General features: G+C 69.1%; 20 protein-coding genes and 1 pseudogene. 13 read left to right on the top strand and 8 right to left on the bottom strand.

Translation table 11 applies throughout. The features are described from left to right. Positions 1 to 48: 48 nt before the first annotated feature. The 3 genes from ACFPMG_RS18005 to ACFPMG_RS18015 form a co-directional block, all read right to left on the bottom strand. The gene (locus tag ACFPMG_RS18005; RefSeq protein ID WP_376996486.1) at positions 49 to 450 is read right to left on the bottom strand and encodes a bacteriohemerythrin; all 402 of its coding nucleotides are present in this window, start codon (positions 448 to 450) and stop codon (positions 49 to 51) included. A gap of 80 nt (positions 451 to 530) precedes the next feature. After that, positions 531 to 2,336, bottom strand: coding sequence for a M3 family oligoendopeptidase (locus ACFPMG_RS18010; RefSeq protein WP_376996599.1), 1,806 nt, complete (start codon positions 2,334 to 2,336; stop codon positions 531 to 533). Between the two features lie 138 nt (positions 2,337 to 2,474). Then, the gene (locus ACFPMG_RS18015; RefSeq protein ID WP_114860556.1) at positions 2,475 to 2,831 is read right to left on the bottom strand and encodes a hypothetical protein; all 357 of its coding nucleotides are present in this window, start codon (positions 2,829 to 2,831) and stop codon (positions 2,475 to 2,477) included. Positions 2,832 to 3,076: 245 nt separating this feature from the next. Here ACFPMG_RS18015 and ACFPMG_RS18020 point away from each other — a divergent pair, with 245 nt between their 5' ends. Together ACFPMG_RS18020 and ACFPMG_RS18025 are read left to right on the top strand one after the other, a co-directional pair. Continuing rightward, positions 3,077 to 4,210, top strand: coding sequence for an extracellular catalytic domain type 1 short-chain-length polyhydroxyalkanoate depolymerase (locus ACFPMG_RS18020; protein WP_376996487.1), 1,134 nt, complete (start codon positions 3,077 to 3,079; stop codon positions 4,208 to 4,210). A 183-nt stretch (positions 4,211 to 4,393) separates the two neighbouring features. After that, positions 4,394 to 6,316, top strand: coding sequence for a propionyl-CoA synthetase (locus tag ACFPMG_RS18025; protein ID WP_376996488.1), 1,923 nt, complete (start codon positions 4,394 to 4,396; stop codon positions 6,314 to 6,316). Between the two features lie 153 nt (positions 6,317 to 6,469). On the opposite strand, the gene ACFPMG_RS18030 is transcribed toward ACFPMG_RS18025, so the two are convergent. Beyond that, positions 6,470 to 6,766: a DNA-binding protein gene (locus tag ACFPMG_RS18030; protein ID WP_376996489.1), complete on the bottom strand. Its 297-nt coding sequence runs from the start codon at positions 6,764 to 6,766 to the stop codon at positions 6,470 to 6,472. Between the two features lie 324 nt (positions 6,767 to 7,090). Here ACFPMG_RS18030 and ACFPMG_RS18035 point away from each other — a divergent pair, with 324 nt between their 5' ends. From ACFPMG_RS18035 to ACFPMG_RS18055, 5 genes are all read left to right on the top strand, one after another. Then, positions 7,091 to 7,600, top strand: a complete 510-nt coding sequence (locus tag ACFPMG_RS18035; protein WP_114860560.1) for a sigma-70 family RNA polymerase sigma factor — start codon at positions 7,091 to 7,093, stop codon at positions 7,598 to 7,600. Next, on the top strand, positions 7,600 to 8,547 hold the full coding sequence (locus ACFPMG_RS18040) for an anti-sigma factor family protein (RefSeq protein ID WP_376996490.1): 948 nt from the start codon (positions 7,600 to 7,602) through the stop codon (positions 8,545 to 8,547). The genes ACFPMG_RS18035 and ACFPMG_RS18040 overlap by 1 nt, the downstream gene beginning before the upstream one ends. Before the next feature lie 176 nt (positions 8,548 to 8,723). Next, entirely contained in the window at positions 8,724 to 9,389 is a 666-nt protein-coding gene (locus ACFPMG_RS18045; RefSeq protein WP_376996491.1) for a hypothetical protein, read from the top strand. Between the two features lie 39 nt (positions 9,390 to 9,428). Beyond that, entirely contained in the window at positions 9,429 to 11,099 is a 1,671-nt protein-coding gene (locus ACFPMG_RS18050) for a tetratricopeptide repeat protein (protein ID WP_376996492.1), read from the top strand. Continuing rightward, entirely contained in the window at positions 11,096 to 12,022 is a 927-nt protein-coding gene (locus ACFPMG_RS18055) for a hypothetical protein (protein ID WP_376996493.1), read from the top strand. The genes ACFPMG_RS18050 and ACFPMG_RS18055 overlap by 4 nt, the downstream gene beginning before the upstream one ends. A gap of 72 nt (positions 12,023 to 12,094) precedes the next feature. Here the strand turns inward: ACFPMG_RS18055 and ACFPMG_RS18060 are convergent. From ACFPMG_RS18060 to ACFPMG_RS18070, 3 genes and pseudogenes are all read right to left on the bottom strand, one after another. Continuing rightward, positions 12,095 to 15,601, bottom strand: a pseudogene (locus ACFPMG_RS18060) (indolepyruvate ferredoxin oxidoreductase family protein); the annotation flags it as partial. Between the two features lie 362 nt (positions 15,602 to 15,963). Beyond that, complete coding sequence (locus ACFPMG_RS18065; RefSeq protein WP_376996494.1) at positions 15,964 to 16,983, bottom strand: response regulator; 1,020 nt, start codon at positions 16,981 to 16,983, stop codon at positions 15,964 to 15,966. 181 nt (positions 16,984 to 17,164) lie between these two features. Next, positions 17,165 to 17,602: a CBS domain-containing protein gene (locus ACFPMG_RS18070; RefSeq protein WP_376996495.1), complete on the bottom strand. Its 438-nt coding sequence runs from the start codon at positions 17,600 to 17,602 to the stop codon at positions 17,165 to 17,167. Positions 17,603 to 17,786: 184 nt separating this feature from the next. Between ACFPMG_RS18070 and ACFPMG_RS18075 the strand changes: the two genes are divergently transcribed. The 3 genes from ACFPMG_RS18075 to ACFPMG_RS18085 all read left to right on the top strand — a co-directional run bounded on the left by ACFPMG_RS18075 (position 17,787) and on the right by ACFPMG_RS18085 (position 21,906). Next, positions 17,787 to 18,713, top strand: a complete 927-nt coding sequence (locus ACFPMG_RS18075) for a cation diffusion facilitator family transporter (protein WP_376996496.1) — start codon at positions 17,787 to 17,789, stop codon at positions 18,711 to 18,713. Between the two features lie 172 nt (positions 18,714 to 18,885). After that, the gene (locus ACFPMG_RS18080) at positions 18,886 to 19,467 is read left to right on the top strand and encodes a cation efflux transmembrane domain-containing protein (RefSeq protein WP_376996497.1); all 582 of its coding nucleotides are present in this window, start codon (positions 18,886 to 18,888) and stop codon (positions 19,465 to 19,467) included. Positions 19,468 to 19,704: 237 nt separating this feature from the next. Next, entirely contained in the window at positions 19,705 to 21,906 is a 2,202-nt protein-coding gene (locus ACFPMG_RS18085; protein WP_376996498.1) for an anthranilate synthase, read from the top strand. A 35-nt stretch (positions 21,907 to 21,941) separates the two neighbouring features. On the opposite strand, the gene ACFPMG_RS18090 is transcribed toward ACFPMG_RS18085, so the two are convergent. Continuing rightward, positions 21,942 to 22,190, bottom strand: coding sequence for a DUF2312 domain-containing protein (locus ACFPMG_RS18090; protein WP_014239966.1), 249 nt, complete (start codon positions 22,188 to 22,190; stop codon positions 21,942 to 21,944). A gap of 423 nt (positions 22,191 to 22,613) precedes the next feature. Here ACFPMG_RS18090 and ACFPMG_RS18095 point away from each other — a divergent pair, with 423 nt between their 5' ends. From ACFPMG_RS18095 to ACFPMG_RS18105, 3 genes are all read left to right on the top strand, one after another. Then, positions 22,614 to 23,771: a Re/Si-specific NAD(P)(+) transhydrogenase subunit alpha gene (locus ACFPMG_RS18095; RefSeq protein WP_376996499.1), complete on the top strand. Its 1,158-nt coding sequence runs from the start codon at positions 22,614 to 22,616 to the stop codon at positions 23,769 to 23,771. A 27-nt stretch (positions 23,772 to 23,798) separates the two neighbouring features. Further along, on the top strand, positions 23,799 to 24,221 hold the full coding sequence (locus tag ACFPMG_RS18100) for an NAD(P) transhydrogenase subunit alpha part 2 (protein ID WP_038528650.1): 423 nt from the start codon (positions 23,799 to 23,801) through the stop codon (positions 24,219 to 24,221). 2 nt (positions 24,222 to 24,223) lie between these two features. Further along, the coding region (locus ACFPMG_RS18105) for an NAD(P)(+) transhydrogenase (Re/Si-specific) subunit beta (protein WP_376996500.1) at positions 24,224 to 25,394 on the top strand (1,171 nt) is incomplete at its 3' end.

Genomic DNA, 25,394 nt, shown 5'->3' on the forward strand with positions numbered 1-25,394 from the left:
ACCCCTCAATTCGGTGTTTGCGCGGCTTTCACGGTGGGAGGCGGTGGATCAGCCGCCCTGGCTGCGGATCCAGGCGGCGGTGGCGCTGTCCATGGTGTTCTTGTGGTTGATGAACCACTCCGGCACGACCTCGGTCAGGTAACCGCGGACGAGCGCCAGATTGCCGGCGGCCATGCGCTTGGCGATGCCTTCCAGCTCCAGGCGGACGCGGTTGTGCTCGTGGACGTGGATGAGCGTCGGCGGGAAGCCGTACTGGTGCATCAGCTCCTCCTCGCGGGCCAGATGGTCGCGGAGGTGCTGGGCGAAGGCGGTGAAATGGGCGGGCAGGTCGGCGTCCGACGCCGTGGCGGCTTCGGCCAGAAGCTCGACGGTTTCCTTGTGGTCGGCGTCGATGATGGCGTTGCCGACTTCCAGGGACGGGCTCCAGGCGGGGATCGAGAGGGTGGGCATGGTGCTCTCCGAAGGGATCGTTGAAGGCACCATACCCATCCCTCGATTGGGGATTCTTGACGTCCGTCAAGAAAACCCGGTCAGGACTGATTTTCCAGCTCGTCAACAAAGCCGCGGATGACGTTCAGCCCCTTCTGCCAGAAGGCCGGGTCGCTGGCGTCCAGCCCGAAGGGGGCCAGAAGCTCCTGGTGGCGCAGTGTGCCGCCCGCCGACAGCATCGCCAGATACTTCTCCGCGAAGCCTTTCTCCGACTCCTGGTAGACCGCGTAGAGCGAGTTCACCAGGCAATCGCCGAACGCGTAGGCGTAGACGTAGAAGGGCGAGTGGATGAAGTGCGGGATGTAGGACCAGTAGTTCCGGTAGCCCTCGTCGAAGCGCAGCGCCGGGCCGAGGCTTTCGGTCTGCACCGCCATCCAGATCTCGCCCAGCCGTTCGGCGGTCAGTTCGCCCTCGCGGCGCTCGGTGTGGACGCGGCGCTCGAAGTCGAAGAAGGCGATCTGGCGGACCACCGTGTTCAGCATGTCCTCGACCTTGGAGGCCAGCATGATCTTGCGGCGCTTCGGGTCGGTCTCGCGGTCGAGCAGGGCGCGGAAGGTCAGCATCTCGCCGAACACCGACGCGGTCTCCGCCAGGGTCAGCGGCGTGTCGGACAGAAGATGGCCCTGTCCGCCGGCCAGGATCTGATGCACGCCGTGGCCCAGCTCATGGGCGAGCGTCATCACGTCGCGCGTCTTGCCCTGGTAGTTGACCAGAAGATAGGGATGGACGCTCGGCACCGTGGGGTGGGCGAAGGCGCCCGGTGCCTTGCCGGGGCGCACCGGCGCGTCGATCCAGGCGTTGTCGAAGAAGCGCTTGCCGAGCGCCGCCAGATCCGGCGAGAAGCGGCCGTAGGCGCCCAGGACCAGATCGCGCGCCTCGTCCCAGCGGATGCTGCGGTCGGCGTCGTCGGGCAGCGGCGCGTTGCGGTCCCAATAGTCCAGATGGTCCTGGCCGAACCACTTGGCCTTCATCGCGTAGTAGCGGTGGGACAGGGCCGGGTAGGCGTCCTTCACCGCCGCGGCCAGCGCGTCCACCACCTCGTCCTCGACGCGGTTGGACAGGTTGCGGGCCGACGTGGGCGCCTTGTAGTTGCGCCACTTGTCGTGGATCTCCTTGTCCTTGGCCAGCGTGTTGGTGACCAGGGCGAACAGGCGGATGTTGTCGCCCATCACCCGGCCGATCACCGTCCCGGCCTCCTTGCGGAACTCCTGACGGCGGTCGGACAGGCGGTTCAGCGCCTCCGCGCAGGTCAGCTCCTTCCCGCCGATGGGAAAGCGCAGGCTGGCGATGGTCTCGTCGAACAGGCGGTTCCAGGCGGCGCGCCCGACCACATGCTTCTCGTGGAGCAGGCGTTCGACCTCGTCGGAGAGCTGGTGCTCGCGGAACAGGCGGACGTCGCGCAGCCAGGGGGCGTAACGGGCGAGGTCCTTCGACGCCTTCAGCTTGGCGTCCAGCACCTTGTCCTCCAGCCGGTTGATCTCCAGCGTGAAGAAGACGAGGTGGGTTGAGATGCCGTTCACCCGCTCCTGCGCCGACTGGTAGAACTTGGCAATGGCCGGGTCGGTCATGTTGCCGTTGTAGACCAGCCCGGCGTAGGACATCACCCGCGACAGCACCTCGTCGATGCGCTCGTACTCGCAGATGGCGGCGGCGAAGGCGTTGCCGTCCAGCCCGGCCAGCTTGGTCGCGTATTTTTCATAGAAGTCCTTGGACGCGCGTTCCATCCGCTCCAGGTCGGCCTTCAGTTCCGCCGATTCCATGCCCGGATAGAGGTCCGTCAGGTCCCAGGAGGGCAAGGCGCCGAGGTCCGGCCCGTCCCCCGTGGCGGCCAGGGCAGCGTCGGGCATGGTGGTCTGAGGAGCGCCAAGGAAATCGCCAATCGGGTGCCGGGTGGCGCTGCGGGTCATCTGTCCCTCCGTTCTGAGCATTGGAACGGGATATAAGCGCCACGCGGGTCCGGGGGAAGGCTGCGCTGCGGGGCCTGCTCAGGGAGCTTGGCTTTCCTGCGCGCGGCGGATCGCCGCTTCCACGCATTGCAGGTGCAGCTTCTTGCGGGCGAGCTGGCGGGTCCGCCGCTCCTCCAGATCGGTGGTCGGCATCGCCTCGATGGCGCAGCCGCGCCAGCCGTTGGCGTCCAGCGCGCGGGCGACCTCCGCATAGCCGAAATAGCCCTTGTCCGGCTGCTCCCACGGGGCGCGGAAGTCTGCGCGGCGCAGGACGAAGCGGTTGGACTGGCTGGACCCGCCGAGACTGGTCAGCCGGGCCACGATCAGCCGTTCGCCGTTCGGGTGGACGACGGTCAGGATCGGGCGGATGCCGAAGACGGGCGGGTCGCTGCTCATGGGGACATGCATAGCGTTCCGGTCCCCAATAGGCCAGCGACAAGGCCGCGGGCGAGCGGGATAACGAAGGCCAGGGCATCGCGGCCTGAGAAAAATGAACGCAGTCATACGCAAGTATGCGCTTAGTGAATGAATTTAAAAATTAGCGGTTCACAAGAGATTGTTGCGCGCTTTCCATGGGGGTTGGTGGGATGATTTGCTGACTTGTGAATCAAATCTCCGGACCTGCGAAGGAGAAAACGGCGATGACATTGTTGGTGCGCTTACAGAAGCCGGTCCTGGCGGCGTTTTTCCTCTTGTCGTGGATTCTGCCCGCCGCTGCGGCGCAGCCGCAGTCGCAGGCCCGACCGGTCCCCGTCGAGCTGCCCGCGAGCGCCTATGACGCGCAGGGAACCGCCCTGTCGGCCCTGGTGTATGTGCCGGACAGCGCGCGGGAGCGTGGCAGGGTGCCCCTGCTTGTCCTGTTGCACGGCTGCGAGCAGGACGCCCGGACCTTCTTCGAGGATTCGGGCTGGAAGGACATGGCCGACGCCCATGGCTTCGTCGCCCTGCTGCCGGCGCAGAAGCACAACCTGTTCTCCATGGCGGGGACGGGGGGCTTCGGGCGCTACGGCAACCCGCTCGGCTGCTTCAACTTCGCCGACCGGCTGAACAGCCCGCTGAAGGGCTTCGTGCCGAGCGAGGCGGCGGCCATCGCCTCGATGGTCGGCGCCGTCGTCTCCGGCAAGGGGCTGGGCGCCAACGGCCCGGCGGTGGACGCGGAACGGGTGTCCGTCACCGGCCTGTCGGCGGGGGCGGGCATGGCAGCGACCCTGCTGGCCGACTACTCGCAGGTCTTCGCCGGGGGGGCGCTGTTCGCGGGCGTGCCCGCGCTGTGCGCGCAGAGCATGCAGTCGGCCGCTTCGCTCTGCGGTATCTCCGTGTCGCGCGGCTGCGCCGAGGTGAAGGCGCGCTCCGGCGGCTATGACAGCCGCGAATGGACGAAGGCGGTCCAGCGCGCCCAGCACCCCGCCGGGCGTCCGCGCGTGCTGATCGTCCAGGGGACGGCGGACTGCACCGTGGACCCGCAGAACGCCCTCTACCTGACCAACCAATGGACGGCCTTCCACGGCCTGAAGGCGGATGCCCCCGTGGTCATCGGGCAGGAACCCTCCTGGCCGGAGCGCGCCGTGCGGCAGGGCTACGCCCCGGCGGGCGCCAACGCCCTGTGGGTGGAGACGGTGCTGCTGAAGGATGTCGGCCACGTCATGCCCATCGACACCGGCAACCCGCAGCGCCCTTGCGGGCGGGTGCGGGTGTCGGAAACGAAGACCTACATCGAGGATGTCGGCTTCTGCGGCGCGGCGCTGGCCGCCGGCTTCCTGCAACTGGAGCAGTAATACCCGCGGCAGGGGCGGCGGGCGGGTTCGGCACGCACCAAAGTGGTGCGACAGCCCGCCGCACCTTCCGGAATGCTGTTTGCCAAACGATGCAGATCTGACGCAGATTGGGGCCGCTGCGTGAACGTTCATTGCGCGGCTGCGGAGAAACGCGAACCAAACAAAATATAAGGGACGCCCCCCATGAGCCAAAGCTCGGCCGATCGCTACAACCAGATCCACGCCCGCTCCCTGTCCGATCCCGACGGATTCTGGGGCGAGGCGGCGGAAGACATCACCTGGATCAAGCGCTGGGACAAGGTGCTGGACGACAGCAACGCGCCCTTCTACCGCTGGTTCACCGGCGGCGTCCTGAACACCTGCTACAACGCCGTCGATCGCCATGTGGAGGCCGGACGCGGCGCCCAGGCGGCGATCATCTACGACAGCCCGGTCACCAAGACCGTGCAGACCATCAGCTACGCCGAACTCCAGGATCAGGTCGCCCGCTTCGCCGGCGCGCTGCGCGCCCAGGGCGTGGAGAAGGGCGACCGCGTCATCCTGTACATGCCGATGATCCCGCAGTCGCTGGTCGCCATGCTGGCCTGCGCGCGTCTCGGTGCGGTGCATTCGGTGGTGTTCGGCGGCTTCGCCCCGCACGAGCTGGCGACCCGCATCAACGACTCCCGGCCGAAGGCCATCGTCTCGGCCTCCTGCGGCATCGAGCCGAACCGCGTCGTCAAGTACAAGCCGATGCTCGACGCCGCCATCGAGCAGGCGGAGCACAAGCCGTCCAGCGTCATCGTCTTCCAGCGCCCGCAGGAGACCGCGACCCTGGTCGAGGGCCGCGACGTCGATTGGGCGGAGGCCGTCGCCAAGGCCGAGCCGGCGGACTGCGTGCCGGTGGCCGCGACCGACCCGCTCTACATCCTCTACACCTCGGGCACCACGGGCCAGCCGAAGGGCGTCATCCGCGACAACGGCGGCCACGCCGTGGCGCTGAAGTGGACGATGAAGAACATCTACAACGTCGAGCCGGGCGAGGTGTACTGGGCCGCGTCGGATGTGGGCTGGGTCGTCGGCCACTCCTACATCGTCTACGGCCCGCTGCTGCACGGCTGCACCACGGTGGTGTTCGAGGGCAAACCGGTGGGCACGCCGGACGCCGGCACCTTCTGGCGGGTGATCGAGCAGCACAAGATCGGCACGCTGTTCACCGCCCCGACCGCCTTCCGCGCCATCAAGCGCGAGGACCCCAACGCCGAACTGCTGAAGAAGTACGACCTGTCGCACTTCCGCGCCCTGTTCCTGGCCGGCGAGCGCTCCGACCCCGACACGCTGCATTGGGCCGAGGACAATCTGAACGTTCCGGTCATCGACCACTGGTGGCAGACCGAGACCGGCTGGGCGATCTCCGGCAACCCGCTGGGCGTGCATCTCTTCGCGATCAAGTACGGCTCCGCCACCCGCCCGATGCCGGGTTGGGACGTGCAGATCCTGAACGCCGAGAACAAGGAAGTGCCGCGCGGCGACATCGGTGCCATCTGCGTGAAGCTGCCGCTGCCTCCGGGCACGCTGCCGACGCTGTGGAACGCCGACGACCGCTACAGGAAGTCGTACCTGTCCGATTACCCCGGCTATTATCAGACCGGTGACGCGGGCTTCATCGACGACGACGGCTACGTCTACATCATGGCCCGCACCGACGACATCATCAACGTCGCCGGCCACCGCCTGTCCACCGGCGGCATGGAGGAGGTTCTGGCCAGCCACAAGGACGTGGCGGAATGCGCGGTGATCGGCGTGGCCGACGACCTGAAGGGGCAGGTGCCGCTGGGCTTCCTCTGCCTGAAGGCCGGCGTGACCCGCCCGCACGAGGAGATCGTCAAGGAGGTGGTCCAGCTCGTCCGCGAGCAGATCGGCCCGGTCGCCGACTTCAAGCGCGCCGTCGTGGTGGAACGCCTGCCGAAGACCCGTTCCGGCAAGATCCTGCGCGGCACCATGCAGAAGATCGCCGACAATCAGGACTACAAGACGCCGGCGACCATCGACGATCCGGGCATTCTGCCGGAGATCGCCGAGGCGCTGCAGTCGCTGGGCTACGCCAAGGCGCATCAGGCCGGTTGATCGGTTCTGCGTTCGAAGCCCCTTCCCCGGCACCGTCCGGGGGAGGGGTTTTCTTTTTCGGCTAAAGCGAATTTCCATTCGCTTTAGATTCATACGGCCTCATTTGCCGGCCGGGCTTCGGCCGCACTTGCGACCGGGACCGCCATCACACAGTTAAGCCCTGTCCAGCGCCGCCAGGGAGTCGTCCAGCTCGTCCAGCCGGGCCTGTTCAGCCTCCAGTTCGGCCAGGGCGCGGCGGGCGTTGGCGATGTCGAGGTCGAGCTGGTCGCGCCGTCGCCGGATCAATTCCTCCAGAGGCGTCAGCTCCTCCACGGCCAGCGCCTGGGCGATGGCCGCGTTGCTGCCGCCGCCCAGCGCCAGCCGCACCATGCGCGCGGTGGGGCGGATGCCCTGGGCCTCCAGATGGCGGGCGGTGACCAGGATCTCGATGGTGTCGTGATGGCGTGCCATGGCCCCGCCCTTATGACGCAGTGCGGTGGATTGTGCCAAGCCGCGTGCCGGAACAGGCGGCTCATCCGCGCGCAGCGGCGATTTGCCACAAGGCGGCACTCCGGGGTGGCCGTTTCCGGTCCCGCCACCTTTCTGCCGAATTTTTGCTGCACGCGCATCAAAGTCTGGAATAAACGATGAGCGGGGGGCGTTCATCCTGGCGTACCGGGTCCTTGCATGGGGCTCGGCCCTGGGAGGGCGCGCCACCCGTTCCTACCTGAAGGAGTGCCATGATCCGCCACCCGGCGGTCCGTGGAGCCTTCGAGGCAACAATCGGGTGCGCGGTTGAGCACGTTCGGGGTCGAGCTGGAAGTCCACATTGCGTCTCTGCGCCGCTACGCGCGCGCGTTGCTGCGCAATCGTTCGGATGCCGAGGATCTGGTGCAGGAGGCGTTGACACGGGCGGTGGCGCGTGCCGACACCTTCAAGGCGGGGACGAACCTGCGGGCGTGGCTTTTCACCATCCTGCACAACGTCCATGTCAATCAGGTCCGCTCCAAAGCGTCGCGGCCCGACGAGGTCGATGTGGACAGCGTCGAGTCGAAGCTGGTGACGCCGGCCCGGCAGGAGGAACGTGTGGAGTTGCGCGAGATGATGCGCGCGCTCGACGAGCTGCCGGAGGAACAGCGCAAGGTGCTGCTCCTCGTCGCGCTGGAGGGCCTGAAATACGAGGAGGTCGCCGAGACGCTCGGTGTGCCGATCGGGACCGTCATGTCGCGCCTCTCGCGGGCGCGCGAGGCGGTCAGGGCGAAGCTGGCGAACGAGGGCTCCGTGGCCCTCAGGCGGGTGAAGTGATGAACGCGCATTGCGTAACGGACGACGAACTGCACGCCTACGTGGATGGGCAACTGGCTCCGGAACGCCGGCTCTTCGTGGAGCGATGGCTGGCCGACGACCCGGACGCCGCCCGCCGGGCGGAGGACTACCGCGCCCAGGCCGCGCTGCTGCACGAACTCTTCGACCCCGTGCTGCGCGAGCCCGCCAGCGGCCCGGTCGAGGAGCTGACGGGCAAGCTGCGCGGGCGCATGCCCGGCAACGACAACGCCGGCCCCTGGCACGCCCGCTCCTGGGTGCGCATGGCCGCGGCGGTGATGCTGATCGTGGCCGGCGCCGGCGGCGGCTGGCTGGGCCGCGGCGCCGTCGACCAGTCGCCGGTCGTCCAGCAGCGCCAGACGCTCCAGACCTTCGCCGAGGAGGCCACCCAGGCCCACCGCTTCTACACCTCCGACGAGCGCTTCCAGGTCGAGCTTGGCGCCGACAACCAGGATGAGTTGAACAGCTGGCTGTCCAAGCGTGTCGGGCGCGACGTCTTCGGCCCGGACCTGGGCAAGGTCGGGCTGCGGCTGATCGGCGGACGGTCGCTGCCCACCGAGCTGGGGGCCGGCGCCCAGTACATGTACGTGAATGAGGCCAACAAGCGCGTCACCCTGTTCGTCGGCGCCCCGCGCTCCGGCAACCCGGCCAAGTTCGGCTTCTCGCAGAACGGCGACGTGGCGACCATCTACTGGGTGGAGGGCCCGCTGGCCTACGCGCTGGCCGGGCGGATGTCCAAGGAGGACCTGCTGCGCGTCGCCGAGGCCGTCTACAACGACGTCAAGGCCGGCCCGCGCCGCGCCGAGCCGCAACAGCAGAATCAGCAGAACCAGCAACCCCCGCAGGACCAGCAGCCCCAGCAGCAGCAGGACCAGCCGCCCGCCGGCGTCCAGCCGATCAGCGACACGCACAAGCCGAAGGACAGTTGAGGCGGGAAGGAGCGCGCTTTGCGAGGGGCGACCGCCGCCCCTCGCGCTTCCCGCCAAAGGGCGGTGCGGCTTCTGAAATCAGTGAGTTGAAATAGGCCCGCCACTCTTCGTTTCCCGATTTACTCCCACCCCGCCGCCGCTCCACAATGCGCCGGTGGTGGCGTGGATCAAGGGACATGCGGGACTGGTTCTTCATCGGCGACAGCCATGTGCAATCCTTCGAGATCGCCGCGACGATCCGCCTGCTCAACCGGCCGGCGCGCTGTCTTCTGGTTCCCGGAGCAACCTCGATCGGGCTGCGCAACCCGGAAAGTCACACGCACGCGGTCACTCTCTTCAAGGACGCCTTGCTGCCCGCCGATCTGAACACCATTCCGGTGATCCAGCTCGGCGAGGTCGATTGCGGATTCGTCATCTGGTGGCGGGCGCAGAGGCACGGCGACTGCGTCGAGCGGCAGTTGGAGGACTCTGTGGCCGCCTGCGCCGTCTTCGTCGACGATCTGCTGCAGGGCGGCTATCCCACGCTGGTGCTGACCGGAGCGGTGCTGCCGACCATCCGGGATGGTGACACCCGGGGTAAGGTCGCGCGCGCCCGGCACGAGGTCACCGCCACTCTGCGCCAGCGTACCGAACTCACCCACCGCTACAACGCCCGCCTGCGCGACGAGGCGGCGGCGCGCAAGCTGCCCTTCATCGACATCACGCCGCGCATCACCGATCCGGAGAGCGGGCTGGTCGCCGAGGCGTTCCGCAGCCCGAACCCCGGCGACCACCACCTCCACCCCATCCGCGCCGCGGAGGTGTGGGCGGAGGCTCTGAACGCGCTGGACCTGCCGTCATGATCCGCCCACCATGATCCAATCCTCATCCCAGGAGGCCGCGTGACCGACGCGATGGACTTCCTCCGCGCGGGCGCCGCCGCGCTCCAACGGGGTGACCGGGCGGGGGCGGAACGCCGGGTTGTCCAAGCCCTGGCGCTGGCGCCCGGCCACGGCGAAGCCTGGAACATCCTCGGCGTGCTGGCCGTCTCCGCGGGCGATCCTGCGGGAGGGGAAGCGCGCTTCCGCCGGGCCTCCGCCTGCGCGCCTGAGAACCCAGCCTACGCGCGCAGCCAAGCCGAATGCCTGAAGCGCCAGGGGCGGGCGGACCGGGCGGCGGCCCTGCTGGCCGGGGCCGTGCGCCGCGGCGCGCTGTCGCCCGATCTCGCCTGCGATCTCGGTGACCTGCGGTTGGGCACGCGTGACGTTGCCGCCGCGACGGTGCTCTACCGGCTGGCTCTGGCTCTGGCCCCGGGCCACACCCGCAGCCTGAACAATCTGGCTGAGGCGCTTGGCAAGGCGGAGCGGCTGGACGCGGCGGCCGATGCCTTTGCCCGGCTGGCGGTGTTGCGCGGCACGACGGCCGCCTGGGGTGCGGCGGGGGCGGCGCTGCTGGCGGCGTGGCGGCAGGACGAGGCGCGCACCGCCTTGCGCCGGGCCGTCGCGCTCGATCCGTCCATGGCCGAGCACTGGGCCAATCTGGGCTTCGCCGGGCTGGGACGGCACGCGGTCGCCTTGGCCGAGACCGCCTTCGACCGCGCCTTGCGCCTGTCGCCGGGGATGGACCCGGCGCGGGCGGGGCGGGGGACGCTGCGGATGCTCACCGGGCGCCTGCGCGACGGAGCGGCGGATTACGAGGCGCGGCTGAGCCTGCCCACCTTCATGCCGCCGCGGTCCTACAGCCGGCCCGTCTGGGACGGTCGGGTTCAGCCGGGCCGGACGCTGCTGATCCACGCCGACCGCGGCCATGGCGACGCCATCCAGTTCATCCGCTACGCCCCGCTGCTGCGGACGCAGGGAATGCGCGTGGTCTTTCACGGACCGGAAGGTTTGCTCGACCTCTTCCGCGCGTCGGATCTGGTGGACGACCTGTCCGGCCTCGACGGACCGCCGCCGGCCCACGATGTCCACATCCCCATCATGAGCCTGCTCCATCGCATGGGCACCGACCTGGACAGCGTGCCCGCCGCCGTTCCCTATCTGCGGGCGCCCGCCGCGGCGGCGCGGCGTTGGATGGACCGGTTGGCCGGCCTGCGGGGGGTGAGGGCGGGGCTGGTCTGGCACGGCTCGGTCGCCTTTCCCTATCACCGCCAGCGCTCGCCGGGGTTCGAGGCGGTTCGGCCACTGACCGGCGTTTCCGGCGTGACGGCGGTCCTGCTCCAGGTCGGCCATGGACGCTCGGAGTTGGAGCACTGCCCCCCGCTTGGCCCGGCCCTCGACCTCGGGCCGGAGTTGCGCGATTTTGCGGACACCGCCGCGGCGATCCAGGCGCTGGACATCGTGATCAGCCCCTGCACCGCCGTGGCCCACCTTGCCGGAGCGCTGGGGAAGCCGGTGGCGGTGCTGCTCGACCAGGGGGCGGAGTGGCGCTGGATGTGCGGTCGGGCGGATTCGCCCTGGTACCCGACCGCGCGCCTCTACCGCCAAGCCGTGTTCGGCGACTGGGCGGACCCGGTGGAGCGGCTGCGCCGCGATCTGGCGGCGCTGAAGGACCCCTTGCAGGATCGACCATGAGCACATTGTGCGTGACCGGCGCCAACGCGCGCTATTTCATCACCACGCTGGCCTTCCTGGAGGGGCTGACGGGCCGCTTTCCGCTGGAGCGGGTGCGCGTCTGCGATTTCGGCCTGACCGACGGGCAGCGCGCGTACCTGCGCGCCGCCGGCCTGCTGCTCGACCGCCCGAAGATCCTGCCGGCGGACGCGCATCCCTATCTGTGCAAGGGGCACCTGTCGGAATATTGCGCGGGCGAGGCGTGGGACAGCCTGCTGTGGCTGGACGCCGACATGATGGCGGGAGCCCTCGACATCGCCGTGGCCGAGCGGCTGGCGGACGACCTCCGGCGCTCCGGCAAGGCGCTCGCCACCACCGACACGGTGGACCGCATGACCTTCGGCGGGATGATGGACGAACTGCACAGCGGCGGCCATTACGTCACGCCGGCGGAACGCCTGATGCGGGACCGTGGGATCGACCCGGACTCGCCGTACCTGATGTCGGCGCTGATGCTGTGGGTGTCGCGCGGGTTGCTGGCGCAATGGGCGGTGACCTGCCGCAGCGTGGCGCAGCACGCGCTGTGGGAACAGAATGTGCTGAACGCGCTGGTCCATCCCGATCCCGCCTGCGTGGAGGTGCTCGACGCGCGCTTGTGGCAGGTCTACGACGCGCCTCTGGCCGACGTGACGATGCCGGACCTCGGGAACCGCCATGGCTTCTTCCTCGACGGGCATCCGGTGATGGTCGTCCACGCCACCTCCCGGAAGGGGCATCACCTGGACGCCGACCTCTCGTTGAACTTCGGGGAGCATGTGCTGAAGGGCTATCTGCGCACCTTCGCCAATCCGGCCCTTCAGCAGCAGCACTTGCGCCATCTGGCCGCCGCCGTCACCCGCAACCGCGCCGCCCTGGCGGAGATCGGCGTCCTGCAGCCGCGCTGAGGGTGCGGGAGGCAAGCCGCCCCCCGCACCCGGTCGCTTCGGTCACAAACCTTGCGGTCACACCCCCTTCGGTTACTCCGCCGCCATCGGCTGCGGGGCCGCGGGCTGGCGGAAGCCATTGAGCAGGGCGGCCTCCTTCGCCTTGGCCGCCTCGACGTTGCGGGCCTTCACCGGGCCGTAGCCGCGCATCTCCTGCGGCAGGCGGGCGATTTCCACCGCCGTGGCGTGGTTGTCGCGGGTCAGGCCGTGGAGGATTTCGCCCATGATCGCTTCGTAGTCCGCGATCAGGCGGCGCTCCATACGGCGCTCGGCCAGCCAGCCGAACGGGTCGAGCGGGCTGCCGCGCAGGCGCTTGCCCTTGGCGAGCAGGCGCAGGGCCTTTAGCATCCACGGGCCGAAACGCTTCTTCTTCGGCTCGCCGCCGTCCTCGCCGGTCTCGCCCATCACCGGCGGGGCCATGTGGAAGACCAGCTTGTAGTCGCCCTCGAACATCCGCCCGACCTGCTCGACGAAGCCGGTGTCGGTGTAGAGCCGGGCCACCTCATACTCGTCCTTGTAGGCGAGCAGCTTGAAATAGCCCTTGGCGACGGCCTCGGTCAGGGCGGTGGAGCCGGGGATCTTCTGCCCCTCGACGCGCCGCGTCCAGTCGACCAGCGCGTGGTAGCGGCTGGCGTAGGCCGCGTCCTGATAGTCGGTCAGGAAGGCGGTGCGGCGGGCGATGGCCTCGTCCAGGCTGGCCGAGGGGCGGCGTTGGTCGAGGATGAACAGGTCATGAGCGGCGGCCTGCTCCTGCGGCGGGTTGGCGGCGGCCTCCACGGCGGCCAGATCGACGGCGGCGCGGCGGCCCCAGTTGAACGCGTCGGTGTTCATCTTCACCGCCACGCCGTTCAGCTCGATGGCCTTCAGGATGGCTTCGGCGGTGATCGGGATCATCCCCTTCTGCCACGCGTAGCCCATCAGGAAGGGGTTGGTGGCGATGCTGTCGCCCATCAGCGCGGTCGCCAGCTTGGTCGCGTCGAAGGCGTTCACCGCCCCCTCGCCGCAGGCCTTGCGGATGTCGGCCACCAGATCGCGGACCGGCACCGTGAAGTCCGGCTTCTTCAGGAAGTCCACGGTGATGGTGTCGTGGGTGTTGATGACCGCGCGGGTGTGGCCGTGCGCCATCTTCGACAGGGCGTCGCCCGCCCCGGCGACGATCAGGTCGCAGCCGACCACCGCGTCGGCCCCGCCCGCCGCGATGCGGACGGAATGAATGTCCTCCGGCGTGGCGGCGATGCGGATGTGGCTGGTCACCGCGCCCCCCTTCTGGGCGAGGCCGGTCATGTCGAGCACGCCGACGCCCTTGCCCTCGATGTGGGCGGCCATGCCGAGCAGGGCGCCGATGGTCACCACGCCGGTGCCGCCGACGCCGGTGACGTAGATGCCCCAGGGCCGGTCGAGCGCCGGCAGGGTGGGGGTGCGCAGGTCGGACGGGTCGGCGCCGGCCTTGGCCGCGGCCGGTTTCGGCTTGCGGAGCTGCCCGCCCTCCACCGTCACGAAGCTGGGGCAGAAGCCCTTGGTGCAGGAATAGTCCTTGTTGCAGCTGGACTGGTCGATCTGGCGCTTGCGCCCGAACTCGGTTTCCAGCGGCACCACCGACACGCAGGAGGATTTCACGGAACAGTCGCCGCAGCCCTCGCAGACCAGCTCGTTGATGATCACGCGCTTGGCCGGGTCGACCATCTTGCCGCGCTTGCGGCGACGGCGCTTCTCGGTGGCGCAGGTCTGGTCGTAGATCAGGGCGGTGACGCCGGAAAGCTCGCGCATCTCCTTCTGCACGCGCTCCAGGTCGTCGCGGTGCTCGACGCTGGTGTACTGGGGCAGGCCGTCGCCGATGCCGTACTTCTCCGGCTCGTCGGAAACGACGACGATGCGGCCCACGCCCTCGGCGCGGAGCTGGCTGGCGAGCGACTGCACGGTCAGGGTCCCATCCACCGGTTGGCCGCCGGTCATCGCCACGGCGTCGTTGAACAGGATCTTGTAGGTGATGTTGGCCTTCGCCGCGATGGCCTGGCGGATGGCCAGGATGCCGGAGTGGTAGTAGGTGCCGTCGCCGAGGTTGGCGAAGATGTGTTTCTCCTCGGTGAAGGGCGCTTGGCCGACCCAGGGCACGCCCTCGCCGCCCATCTGGGTGAAGGTGTCGGTCTTGCGGTCCAGCCAGGTCGCCATGTAGTGGCAGCCGATGCCGCCCAGCGCCCGGCTGCCCTCCGGCACATGGGTGGAGGTGTTGTGCGGACAGCCGGAGCAGAAGGTTGGCTTGCGGATGACGCGGGCCTGATGGGCCTTCTGCTTCTCCTGCGCATCCAGGAAGGCGACGCGTCGCTTCAGATTCTCGTTGTCGACGAAGCGCTCCAGCCGGCGCCCGATGACCACGGCGATCTGGGCGGGCGACAACTCGCCGGCGGAGGGGAGGATCCACTCGCCATGCTCGTCGAACTTGCCGACCACCTTCGGGCGGACGTCGGGGTGCCAGTTGTAGAGCTGCTCCTTGAGCTGGTTCTCGATGACCGCGCGCTTCTCCTCGACCACGACGATCTCGTCGAGCCCCTCGGCGAAGTGGCGCACGCCGTCGCGCTCCAGCGGCCAGGGCATGCCGACCTTGTAGACGGTCAGGCCCCAGTCGGCGGCCATCTCCTCGGTGATGCCCAGCTCGTCGAAGGCCTGCCGGACGTCCAGATAGCTCTTGCCGGTGGTGACGATGCCGAAGCGCGGACGGGGCGAGGCCATCATCACCTTGTCCAGCCGGTTGGCACGCGCGAACGCCAGGGCGGCGTACAGCTTGTGCTTCATCAGCCGGTATTCCTGCTCCAGCGGCGGGTCGGGCCAGCGGATGTTCAGGCCGCCCGGCGGCATCGGGAAATCGGCGGGGACGATCGGGCTGACGCGGTGCGGGTCGATGTAGACGGAGGCCGAGGTGTCCACCGTCTCGGCGATCGTCTTCATGGCGATCCAGCAGCCGGACCAGCGGCTCATCGCCCAGCCGATCAGACCGTAATCGAGGATCTCCTGCACGCCCGACGGGTTCAGCACGGGGATCATCGCGTGCATGAAGGCGTGTTCGGACTGGTGCGGGAAGGTGGAGGACTTGGCGTTGTGGTCGTCGCCCGTCAGCACGAGCACGCCGCCGTTGCGCGAGGTGCCGGCGGCGTTGGCGTGCTTGAACACGTCGCCCGACCGGTCCACGCCCGGCCCCTTGCCGTACCACATGGAATAGACGCCGTCGTACTTGGCGCCGGGGAACATGCCGACCTGCTGGCTGCCCCAGACGGCGGTGGCGCCCAACTCCTCGTTCACGCCGGGCTGGAACTGGATGTGGTTCTTCTCCAGGAACTTGCGCGCGTTCCACAAATTCTGGTCGAAACCGCCCAAGGGCGATCCGCGGTAACCCGAAATGAAACAGGCGGTGTTCAACCCGGCGGCAAGATCGCGCTGGCGCTGCATCATCGGAAGGCGCACCAGCGCCTGGGTTCCCGTCAGGTACACGCGCCCTTGTTCCAGCGCGTACTTGTCGTCAAGGGTCACGGTTGCGAGAGCCATTGTTCCATCCCCTTTGTGGCGCCCTGAAAAGCGCTGTTCGGGGCGCGTTCGCCGCGCCGCTTGTTGTGTTTGTTCGACAAGCAAAAAGGTAACGAAGGCTGTCTTATTCGGCAACCGGTGCCGGGCCTCCTCCTGCAAAAAGCAAGGAACGGTCCGGCGCTCGCAGCGCTGTGAAACGGACGGGCGGGAATCGCCCTTCGGCGGGACATTCCCGCTCGCGTTCCAATGCGTTTGACCGCTGCCCCCACCCCGGCCCTCCCTCGCTTCGCAGGGGAGGGTGCCTTCCGCGAAGCGGTGTCCGTTGCCTCCCCTGCGTCAGCGGGGGAGGGTTCGGGAGGGGGCTCTTTACCCGATATGGGACGTCTTCAGGCAGGCGGGAGGGGAGAATGACCGGAGGAGGGGCCAGCCTCGCCCCCGCGATCCGGCGCGCCGAAGGCGCCGTCCGGCCACAGGCTGGGACCATTGCCGTCGCGCAGGCTGAGGCTGCGCACCATGGCGCGCAGGGCGCTGACCATCACCCGCAAGGCGGCGGAGGAGTTCGCTCCGCCGCCGATGCTGATGGTCCAGCGCAGGGCGTCCATGTGGGCCTGCACCGCCTCCTGGAAGCTCTCACCGTCATGCTCCACCCAGGTGACGCAAGTGGACAGCGACGCGACGATGGCGGTCGCTGCGGCGTTGCCGGCGGCGGCCAGCTGCAGGTCGGACACCGCGTGGCGCAGCCGCGTGCCCAGCGCGTCGGGGCAGGCCAGCGCCCTTTCCATCCGGTCGAGTGCCAGCACCAGCCGGACCATCTTCGGATCGGTCGAGCGCAGCGGACCCGTTTCCGTTGTGGACGCGCCGGGCAGGCGCGGCGGCGGGGGCGGCAGGCGCAGGGGAGCCGGAGCGGAGGAGATCGCCGGGCGGGCCGGCGCCGGGCGGGAGGAGGGAGGCGTGTTGTTGTTCGTCGGCTTCGCCGTGGCCGCCTCGGCTTGGGAACGTCCACCCCTGCGCGGGTTGTTCAGCACGGTTTCGATCCGCCGGGCGATGGTGGCGGCGGAGGCCGGCTTGGCAAGGACGGTGTCCGCCCCTGCGTCCCAGGCGGCGCGCACGGTGGCGACGTCGGCGTTGGCGGTCAGCACGATGATCGGCAGATCGGGGCTGAGGCAGCTGGCCGAGCCGCGCACCCAGCGGACGAGCTGCCCGCCGCCCACCGGTTCCATCACCCAGTCGGTGACCATCAGGTCGTAGGGCTCCCGGCGCAGAAGCTCCATGGCCTCCTGCCCGTTGGCGGCGGGGGCGACCTGACCGACCCCCCAATGCTCCAGCATGTCCCGCAGCGCCCGCAGCAGCAGCGGGTTGTTCTCGACGACCAGGATCTTCAGGTGGGTCGGGTAGCGGCGCGGCATGTCGGGTCCGAAGGTTCGGGAACGAAGCGTTACCGAATATCCGAACGCCGCCCTGGGATTTCAGGACGCGGAGACGTGTTAGCGCCAATCGGCGCGCGACCGGGGGAGCCTCTTCGCCTCATGGAGTGCGCCTGGTCTTCGGCTCCCCCGTCCGGGAACTTGATCAAGGTCCGGGGTGCCTCTAGCGGACCAGCGCGAGATCCTTCAGGACGGCCACCTCGTGGGCCTGCTCGTCCAACCGGGCCTTCACGGCGTCGCCGATGGAGATCACGCCGGCGAGGTCGCCCGCGTCGTTGCACACCGGCACATGGCGGTGGCGGCGCAGGGTCATCATCTGCATCAGGTCCTTGATCGTGTCCTCCGGCCGGCAGGTCTTGACCTGACGGGTCATCAGATCCTCCACCGGCATGTCCAGCGCGTCGGCGCCATGCATCGCCACGGCGCGGACGATGTCGCGCTCCGACAGGATGCCGGCCAGCCGGCCCCGGCGGTCGCACACCACCAGGGCGCCGATGCGCCGGTCGGTCAGCGTGCGGGCGGCGGTCCGGATGGATTCGGACGGCAGGATCGATGCGACGTTATGGCCTTTGCGGTTCAGAACCTCGGAAACGACGGTCATGTCCACCCTCCCTCTTTGGGGTTGGCGAATCGGCGGGGTCCGATTCGGAATGAGCCTGGAGCGGCCGGCGGTTCCGGCAAGGGCTTGGCGGTCCGGATTGGAAAATCGGTTTTGCCGCCTCGGCGGGGCCGCTATGCATGAATGCAGGGCAACCGCCGGGTGGCGGGGGAAAGGGAACGCGCGCATGACCACCGAGCAGAGGGTTCTTCGCCTGTCCATCGCCGTCACGGTGCTGCTGGCGGGCGCCGGCATCCTGTTCGGCCTGTTGTCGGGCTCCTTCGCCATCGTCTTCGACGGCATCTATGCGCTGGTGGACGCCAGCATGACGATGGTGACGCTGCTGGTGTCCAACCTGATCGCCGCCTCGGCCAGCGCCGGCCCGCGCCGCGGCAAGCTGGCCGAGCGTTTCACCATGGGCTTCTGGCACCTCGAACCGATGGTCCTCGGGCTGAACGCCACCTTGTTGATGGGGGCGGCGATCTACGCGCTCATCAACGCCGTGGGCAGCCTGATGACCGGTGGCCGCGACCTCGCCTTCGACCACGCGATCGTCTACGCTGCGGTGACCGTTCTCGTGGCGGGCGGCATGGCGGTCTTCGCGACGCGGGCGAACCGGACGGTCCGCTCCGATTTCCTGGCGCTCGACGCGAAGGCCTGGATCATGTCGGCGGCGCTCACCGCGGCCCTGCTCGTCGCGTTCGTCTTTGGCCACCTGATCCAGGGCACCCGGCTTCAATGGATGTCGCCCTACATCGACCCGGCGGCGCTGGCCCTCGTCTGTCTGGTGGTCATCCCGATCCCGGTCGGCACGATGCGGCAGGCGCTGGCCGACGTCCTGCTGGTCACCCCCGCCGACCTCAAGCGGCACGTCGACGCCGTCGCGTCGGACATCGTGCGGCGCCACGGTTTCTCGTCCTACCGCGCCTATGTCGCGCGGGTGGGCCGGGGCCGGCAGATCGAGCTGTTCTTCATCGTCCCGAGCGGCTGGCCGCCGCGCACGCTTGAGGAGTGGGACAGGATCCGTGACGAGGTGGGTGCTGCGATCGGCGGCGAAGGCCCCGACCGCTGGCTCACCATCGTCTTCACCAGCGACCCGGAATGGGCGGAATGACGGCCTGCCCTATGGACGGGCCGGACCGTGTATATTAGAGTATCCTTGACAAACGGGACGCGTGGCGCGGGCGGAGGGTGATGGGATGGCCGGCAATTGCTGTGGAGGCTCCTGTGGGAGTGGTGGTCGTTCAAACAGTGGACGACAAGCCGATTACCGCCGCACCCTGCGCATGGCGCTGCTCGTCAACGGGCTGATGGCCGCCGTCGCCCTGGCCGCCGGGCTGGAGACGCAGTCCATGGCCTTGCGGGCGAGCGCGCTGGATGCCCTGGCGGCCGCGCTGACCCACGGCGTCGGCCTGTGGATGATGGGGCGGGGGCTGGAGTCCCACGGCTGGGCCACGCTGGCGAGAGGGCTGGCGCTCACCGTCCTCGGGCTGGGGGTGGTGGCCGCGACGGCGTGGAGCGCCTATGCCGGCACCGTTCCCGACGCACCGGTGATGAGCCTCGTCGCGCTGCTCGGGATGGGGGCGAGCCTGTCGGTGGCGGTCCTGCTGTTCGCCGGACGGCGCGGCGGAGTGTCGCTGCGCGCGGTCTGGCTGTGCGCCCGCAACGGCGTGCTGACCAACGCCGCGGTGATGATGGCGGCGGCGGGGGCCTGGACGATGGGGCAGGGCTGGCCGGACCATCTGGTCGCCGCGGTCATCGCCGCAACGGTGCTGTCCGCCGCCGTCACGGCGCTGCGGCAGGCGGTGGCGGAACTTCGCGCGTGGCACGCCCCTGCGGACCCGGCCGGGCTGGGCAAGGGGGCTTGACAGGGCCGCATCCCTGTGGCGAACTCGGCGCCATGATTTTCGTTGCGTCCTCCCTGTCGTGTCGTTGGTGGTGGCCCGTCTAACCGGGCCGGCCAGCCGACGCGCGTGAGCGCACAGAGTATCGAAAGGCCGCCCGGAGCTTCCGGGCGGCCTTTTTCCTGACCAGGGAATCCAGGTGTCGAGCAAGGGAACTCCGGGTGTCCGTCCGCCAACGGATCGACCATCGGAGACCCCACCATGTATCCCGCCGATCTCCTCGCTTCGCCCAACCTCCTCGAGCCGCTGCGTTTCCGGACGCGTGGCGGCGTGACCGTGACCCGGTGGGCCACGGCGCTCGACCCGCAGGGCGCCCTTGATCCGGTGATCGACGCGCTGGACCGCCGCCGCGGCCTGCTGCTGTCCAGCGGGGTGGAGGCGCCGGGCCGCTACCGCCGCCACGCGCTGGGCTTCATCGATCCGCCGCTGGCACTCACCGCGCGTGGGCGGACGTTGCGCCTCGACGCGCTGAACGCGCGGGGCCGGGTGCTGCTGCCGGCCATCGCCGAGGCCCTGCGCGGCCTGGAGGCGCTGGCCGGGCTGGAGGAGGCGCCGTCGCGGGTCACCGCCCTGGTCCGCAAGCCCCAGCACCCCTTCCCGGAGGAGGAGCGGAGCCGCCAACCCTCCGTCTTCTCGGTCCTGCGCGCGGTGCTGGAGCTGTTCGCCGCCCCCGACGACCCGCTGCTCGGGCTTTACGGGGCCTTCGCCTATGACCTCGCCTTCCAGTTCGAGCCGATCCGCCTGCGGCTGGAGCGGCCGGACGACCAGCGCGATCTGGTGCTCTACCTGCCGGACCGGCTCGTCGCTCTGGACCCCGTAACGGGCCTCGCGCGGCTCGTCGAGTATGAGTTCGCCACGGCGGCGGGGAGCACGGAAGGGCTGGAGCGTGGCGGGCGCGACCACCCCTACCGCCCCGACACCAACGCCGAAGGCGGATGCGACCACGCCCCCGGCGCGTATCAGCGCGTCGTCGAGAGTGCCAAGGCCGCTTTCCGGCGCGGCGATCTGTTCGAGGTGGTGCCCGGCCAGACCTTCGCCGAACCCTGCGCCGACGCACCCTCGGCGGTGTTCCGCCGGCTGCGCGCCGCCAACCCGGCGCCCTACGAGGCCTTCGTCAATCTCGGGCGGGGCGAGTTCCTCGTCGCCGCCAGCCCGGAGATGTATGTGCGGGTGTCCGGCGGGCGGGTGGAGACCTGCCCGATCTCCGGCACCGTGGCGCGCGGGGCCGACGCGCTGGGCGATGCCGCGCAGGTCCTCCGCCTGCTGACCTCGGCCAAGGACGCGGCTGAACTGACCATGTGCACCGACGTGGACCGCAACGACAAGGCGCGGGTGTGCGAGCCGGGGTCGGTCCGGGTGATCGGGCGGCGGATGATCGAGCTGTATTCCCGCCTGATCCACACGGTGGACCATGTGGAGGGGCGGCTGCGGCCCGGCCTGGACGCGCTGGACGCCTTCCTCACCCACACCTGGGCGGTGACGGTGACCGGGGCGCCCAAGCGCTGGGCCATGCAGTTCCTGGAGGACACGGAGCAATCGCCGCGGCGCTGGTACGGCGGGGCCTTCGGCCGGCTGGGCTTCGACGGCGGGATGGACACCGGCCTGACCCTGCGCACCATCCGCATGGCCGAGGGCGTCGCTTACGTGCGGGCCGGGGCGACCTTGCTGTCCGACAGCGACCCGGACGCGGAGGACGCGGAGTGCCGCCTGAAGGCCGCCGCCTTCCGCGACGCCATCCGCAGGACGACGACAGGTGCGGCGCCCGCTCTTCCGGCGGCTTCCCGCGGCGGGCGGGGCCGGCGGGTGCTGCTGGTGGATCACGACGACAGTTTCGTCCACACGCTGGCCGACTATCTGCGCCAGACCGGCGCGTCGGTGACGACGCTGCGCCACAGCCACGCGCGGGCGACACTGGCGGAGCGGAGGCCGGACCTGGTCGTTCTGTCTCCCGGTCCGGGGCGCCCGGCGGATTTCGACGTGGCGGGCACCATCGACGCGGCGCTGGCGCTCGGCCTGCCGGTGTTCGGCGTCTGCCTGGGCTTGCAGGGGATGGTGGAGCGGTTCGGCGGCGCGCTGGACGTGCTGCCGGAGCCGGTCCACGGCAAGGCGACGGAGGTCCGTGTGCTGGGCGGCACGCTGTTCGCCGGCCTGCCGGAGCGGCTGACGGTCGGGCGTTACCACTCGCTGGTGGCACGGCGTGACCGGCTCCCGACGGACCTCGTGGTGACCGCGGAGACCGCCGACGGGCTGGTGATGGCGGTCGAACACCGGCGGCTTCCGCTCGCCGCCGTGCAATTCCACCCCGAGTCGATCCTATCGCTCGACGGTGGGGCCGGTCTTGCCCTGCTGGGCAACGTGATGAACCGGCTGGCCGCCGGCGCCCTGACGGACGCTGCGGCTTGATCGGGGCGGCGTAACGGGGAAGGAGTTGGGGGTGGTTACTCCACCATCCCCAGCGCTTCCTTGTAGAGTTCCAGGATCGCTTCCTGCTCCTGGCGGTCGGCCTTGTCCATTTTGCGCAGCCGGATGATCTGGCGGATGATCTTGGTGTCGAAACCGGTGCCCTTGGCCTCGGAGTAGACCTCCTTGATGTCCTCCTGCAGGCCGCGCTTCTCTTCTTCCAGGCGCTCGATGCGCTCCACGAAGGATTTCAGGCGATCCGCCGCAATGCCGCCGACGTCGGACATGATAAGGGTAACCTCAAATTGGGTGCTTCCGGGGAATCCGGCGCGGACGATATCGGCGGGCGCCGTCGATGGCAAGCGACTCCCGGCGTCATCGGCGCGGATGCCACAGGGCGCGGCAAAGCGCGCAAGGTCTCGGCCGGGTGTGCCCGGATAGTGGGATGCGTCCGTGGCGACGACCGCCGCCTCGGACGAACACCTGATGCGAAAGACCGATGGCGGGACCTTGCGAAAGCGGCGACCTTGCACTTTCCATTGCACGCGGGCGTGCCAGCCCTCTCCGGGCTGTTGCGCCGCACCCATCACCGCTGGTAATACCATCGACGCTCAAGAGCTTCACAAAGTCACATAAATCCGGCATTGATGCCGACGGTCTAGGCTGATTGCATGCAAATCGGCCACTTGCGGCAGGGGAGATAAAGAACCATGAAAATCGCCATACCCAGGGAGCGGCGCGCGGGCGAGAATCGCGTCGCGGCGTCTCCGGAGACGGTCAAGAAACTCAAAGCCCTCAGCCTGGAAGTGGTCGTGGAGACCGGCGCCGGACTGGGCTCGAACCTGCCGGACCGGGTGTACCAGGACGCCGGCGCCGAGATCGCGCCGGACGCCGCGTCGGCGCTGGCCGACGCCGACATCGTGCTGAAGGTGCAGCGCCCGCTGCTGGCCGGGGAAGGGGACCTCGACGAGCTGGCGCTGCTCAAGCGCGGCGCGCTGCTGTTCGCCATCCTCAACCCCTACAACAACCGCGACCACGTGGCGGCCTACGCCGCGGTCGGGGTGAACGCGTTTGCCATGGAGTTCATGCCGCGCATCACCCGCGCCCAGGTCATGGACGTGCTGTCCTCGCAGGCCAACCTCGCCGGCTACAAGGCGGTGGTCGATGCCGCCAGCGAGTACGGCCGCGCCTACCCGATGATGATGACCGCGGCGGGCACGGTGCCGCCGGCGCGCGCCTTCATCATGGGCGTCGGTGTGGCGGGTCTGCAGGCCATCGCCACGGCCAAGCGGCTGGGCGCCATCGTCTCGGCGACCGACGTGCGTCCGGCGGTCAAGGAGCAGGTGCAGAGCCTTGGCGGCAGTTTCGTCGCGGTGGAGAACGACGAGTTCAAGCAGGCCGAGACCGCGGGCGGCTACGCCAAGGAGATGTCGGACGACTACAAGCGCCAGCAGGCGGCGCTGGTGGCCGAGCACATCAAGAAGCAGGACATCGTCATCACCACGGCGCTGATCCCCGGGCGCAAGGCGCCGATCCTGGTGACGCGCGAGCATGTGGCGTCGATGAAGCCGGGCTCGGTGCTGATCGATCTGGCGGTGGAGCAGGGCGGCAACGTCGAGGGTTCGGAGCTGGGCAAGGTGATCGTCACCGACAACGGGGTGAAGATCGTCGGCCACGCCAACTACCCCAGCCGCATCGCCGAGAGCGCCTCGCTCTTGTACGCCAAGAACCTGCTCGCGCTGCTGCAGTCGCTGCACGACAAGGAGAAGGGCATCGCCCTCAACTGGGACGACGAGATCGTGAAGGCCATCGCGCTCACCCGCGATGGGCAGGTCGTCCATCCCGCCTTCGCCGGCCAGACGGTCTAAAGGCCGGACGGAATTAGGGAGAGACACATGGATCAGACTCAATTGTCCAACCGCGTCGCCGAGCTGAAGGCCCAGCTCGCCGCGGCCAGCCAGCAGATCGACGCGCTCGCCGCCCAGGCCGCCGCGCTCGGCCACGCCACTCCCGTCGCGGACGCGGCGAGCCACGGCAACTTCTTCATCACCGGCCTGACGGTGTTCGTCCTGGCCTGCTTCGTGGGCTACTACGTGGTGTGGCGGGTGACGCCGGCGCTGCACTCGCCGCTGATGGCGGTGACCAACGCGGTGTCCTCGGTGATCATCGTCGGCGCCCTGATCGCCGCCGGCCCCGCGGGGTTCGGCTTCTCCAAGATCATGGGCTTCCTCGCGGTCATCCTGGCCAGCGTCAACATCTTCGGCGGCTTCCTGGTCACCCAGCGCATGCTGTCGATGTTCAAGAAGAAGGGCAAGTAACCATGGAAACCCTGTCCGCCCTTCTCTACCTGGTCGCCTCGGTCTGCTTCATCATGGCGCTGCGCGGCCTGTCCAGCCCGGAGACCTCCCGCCAGGGCAACTTCTTCGGCATGGCCGGCATGACCATCGCCGTGCTGACCACGCTGGCCCTGCCCATCGTCCAGTCCTACTGGATGATCGTGCTTGGCATCGCCATCGGCGGCGGCATCGGCTACGTCATCGCCAAGAAGATCGAGATGACCGCCCTGCCGCAGCTCGTCGCCGCCTTCCACTCGCTGGTCGGTCTGGCCGCGGTGTTCGTGGCGCTGTCGGCCTTCTACTCGCCCGAGGCCTACGGCATCGGCGTCCCCGGCGCCATCGCCAAGGGCTCGCTGGTCGAGATGGCGCTGGGCACCGCCATCGGCGCCATCACCTTCACCGGTTCGATCGTCGCGTTTGCCAAGCTGCAGGGCCTGGTCACCGGCAAGCCGCTGGTCTTCCCCTTCCAGCACCACCTCAACGCCGCCCTCGGCGTGCTGACCATCCTCCTCATCGTCTGGCTGGTGCAGAGCAACTCCGGCGTGGCGATGTGGATCATCGTTCTGGTCGCGCTGGCGCTCGGCTTCCTGCTGATCCTGCCGATCGGCGGCGCCGACATGCCGGTGGTGATCTCGATGCTGAACAGCTACTCGGGCTGGGCGGCGGCGGGCATCGGCTTCACGCTGCAGAACAACCTGCTGATCGTCACGGGCGCGCTGGTCGGCTCGTCGGGCGCCATCCTGTCCTACATCATGTGCAAGGGCATGAACCGCTCGATCTTCAACGTCATCCTGGGCGGCTTCGGCGGCGACAGCGGGGCGTCGGCGGCGGCGGCCGGCGGCGGCGAGCGCGGCACGGTCAAGGCCGGTTCGCCGGAGGACGCGGCCTACATCATGAAGAACGCCCAGTCGGTGATCATCGTCCCCGGCTACGGCATGGCGGTGGCCCAGGCGCAGCACGCGCTGCGCGAGATGGCCGACCTGCTGAAGAAGGAGGGCGTCGAGGTCAAGTACGCCATCCATCCGGTGGCGGGGCGCATGCCGGGGCACATGAACGTGCTGCTGGCCGAGGCCAACGTGCCCTACGACGAGGTGTTCGAGCTGGAGGACATCAACCGCGACTTCGGCACGGCGGACGTGGCCTTCGTGATCGGCG

It is taken from the genome of Azospirillum himalayense, from assembly GCF_042657465.1.
Lineage (GTDB): Bacteria > Pseudomonadota > Alphaproteobacteria > Azospirillales > Azospirillaceae > Azospirillum > Azospirillum himalayense.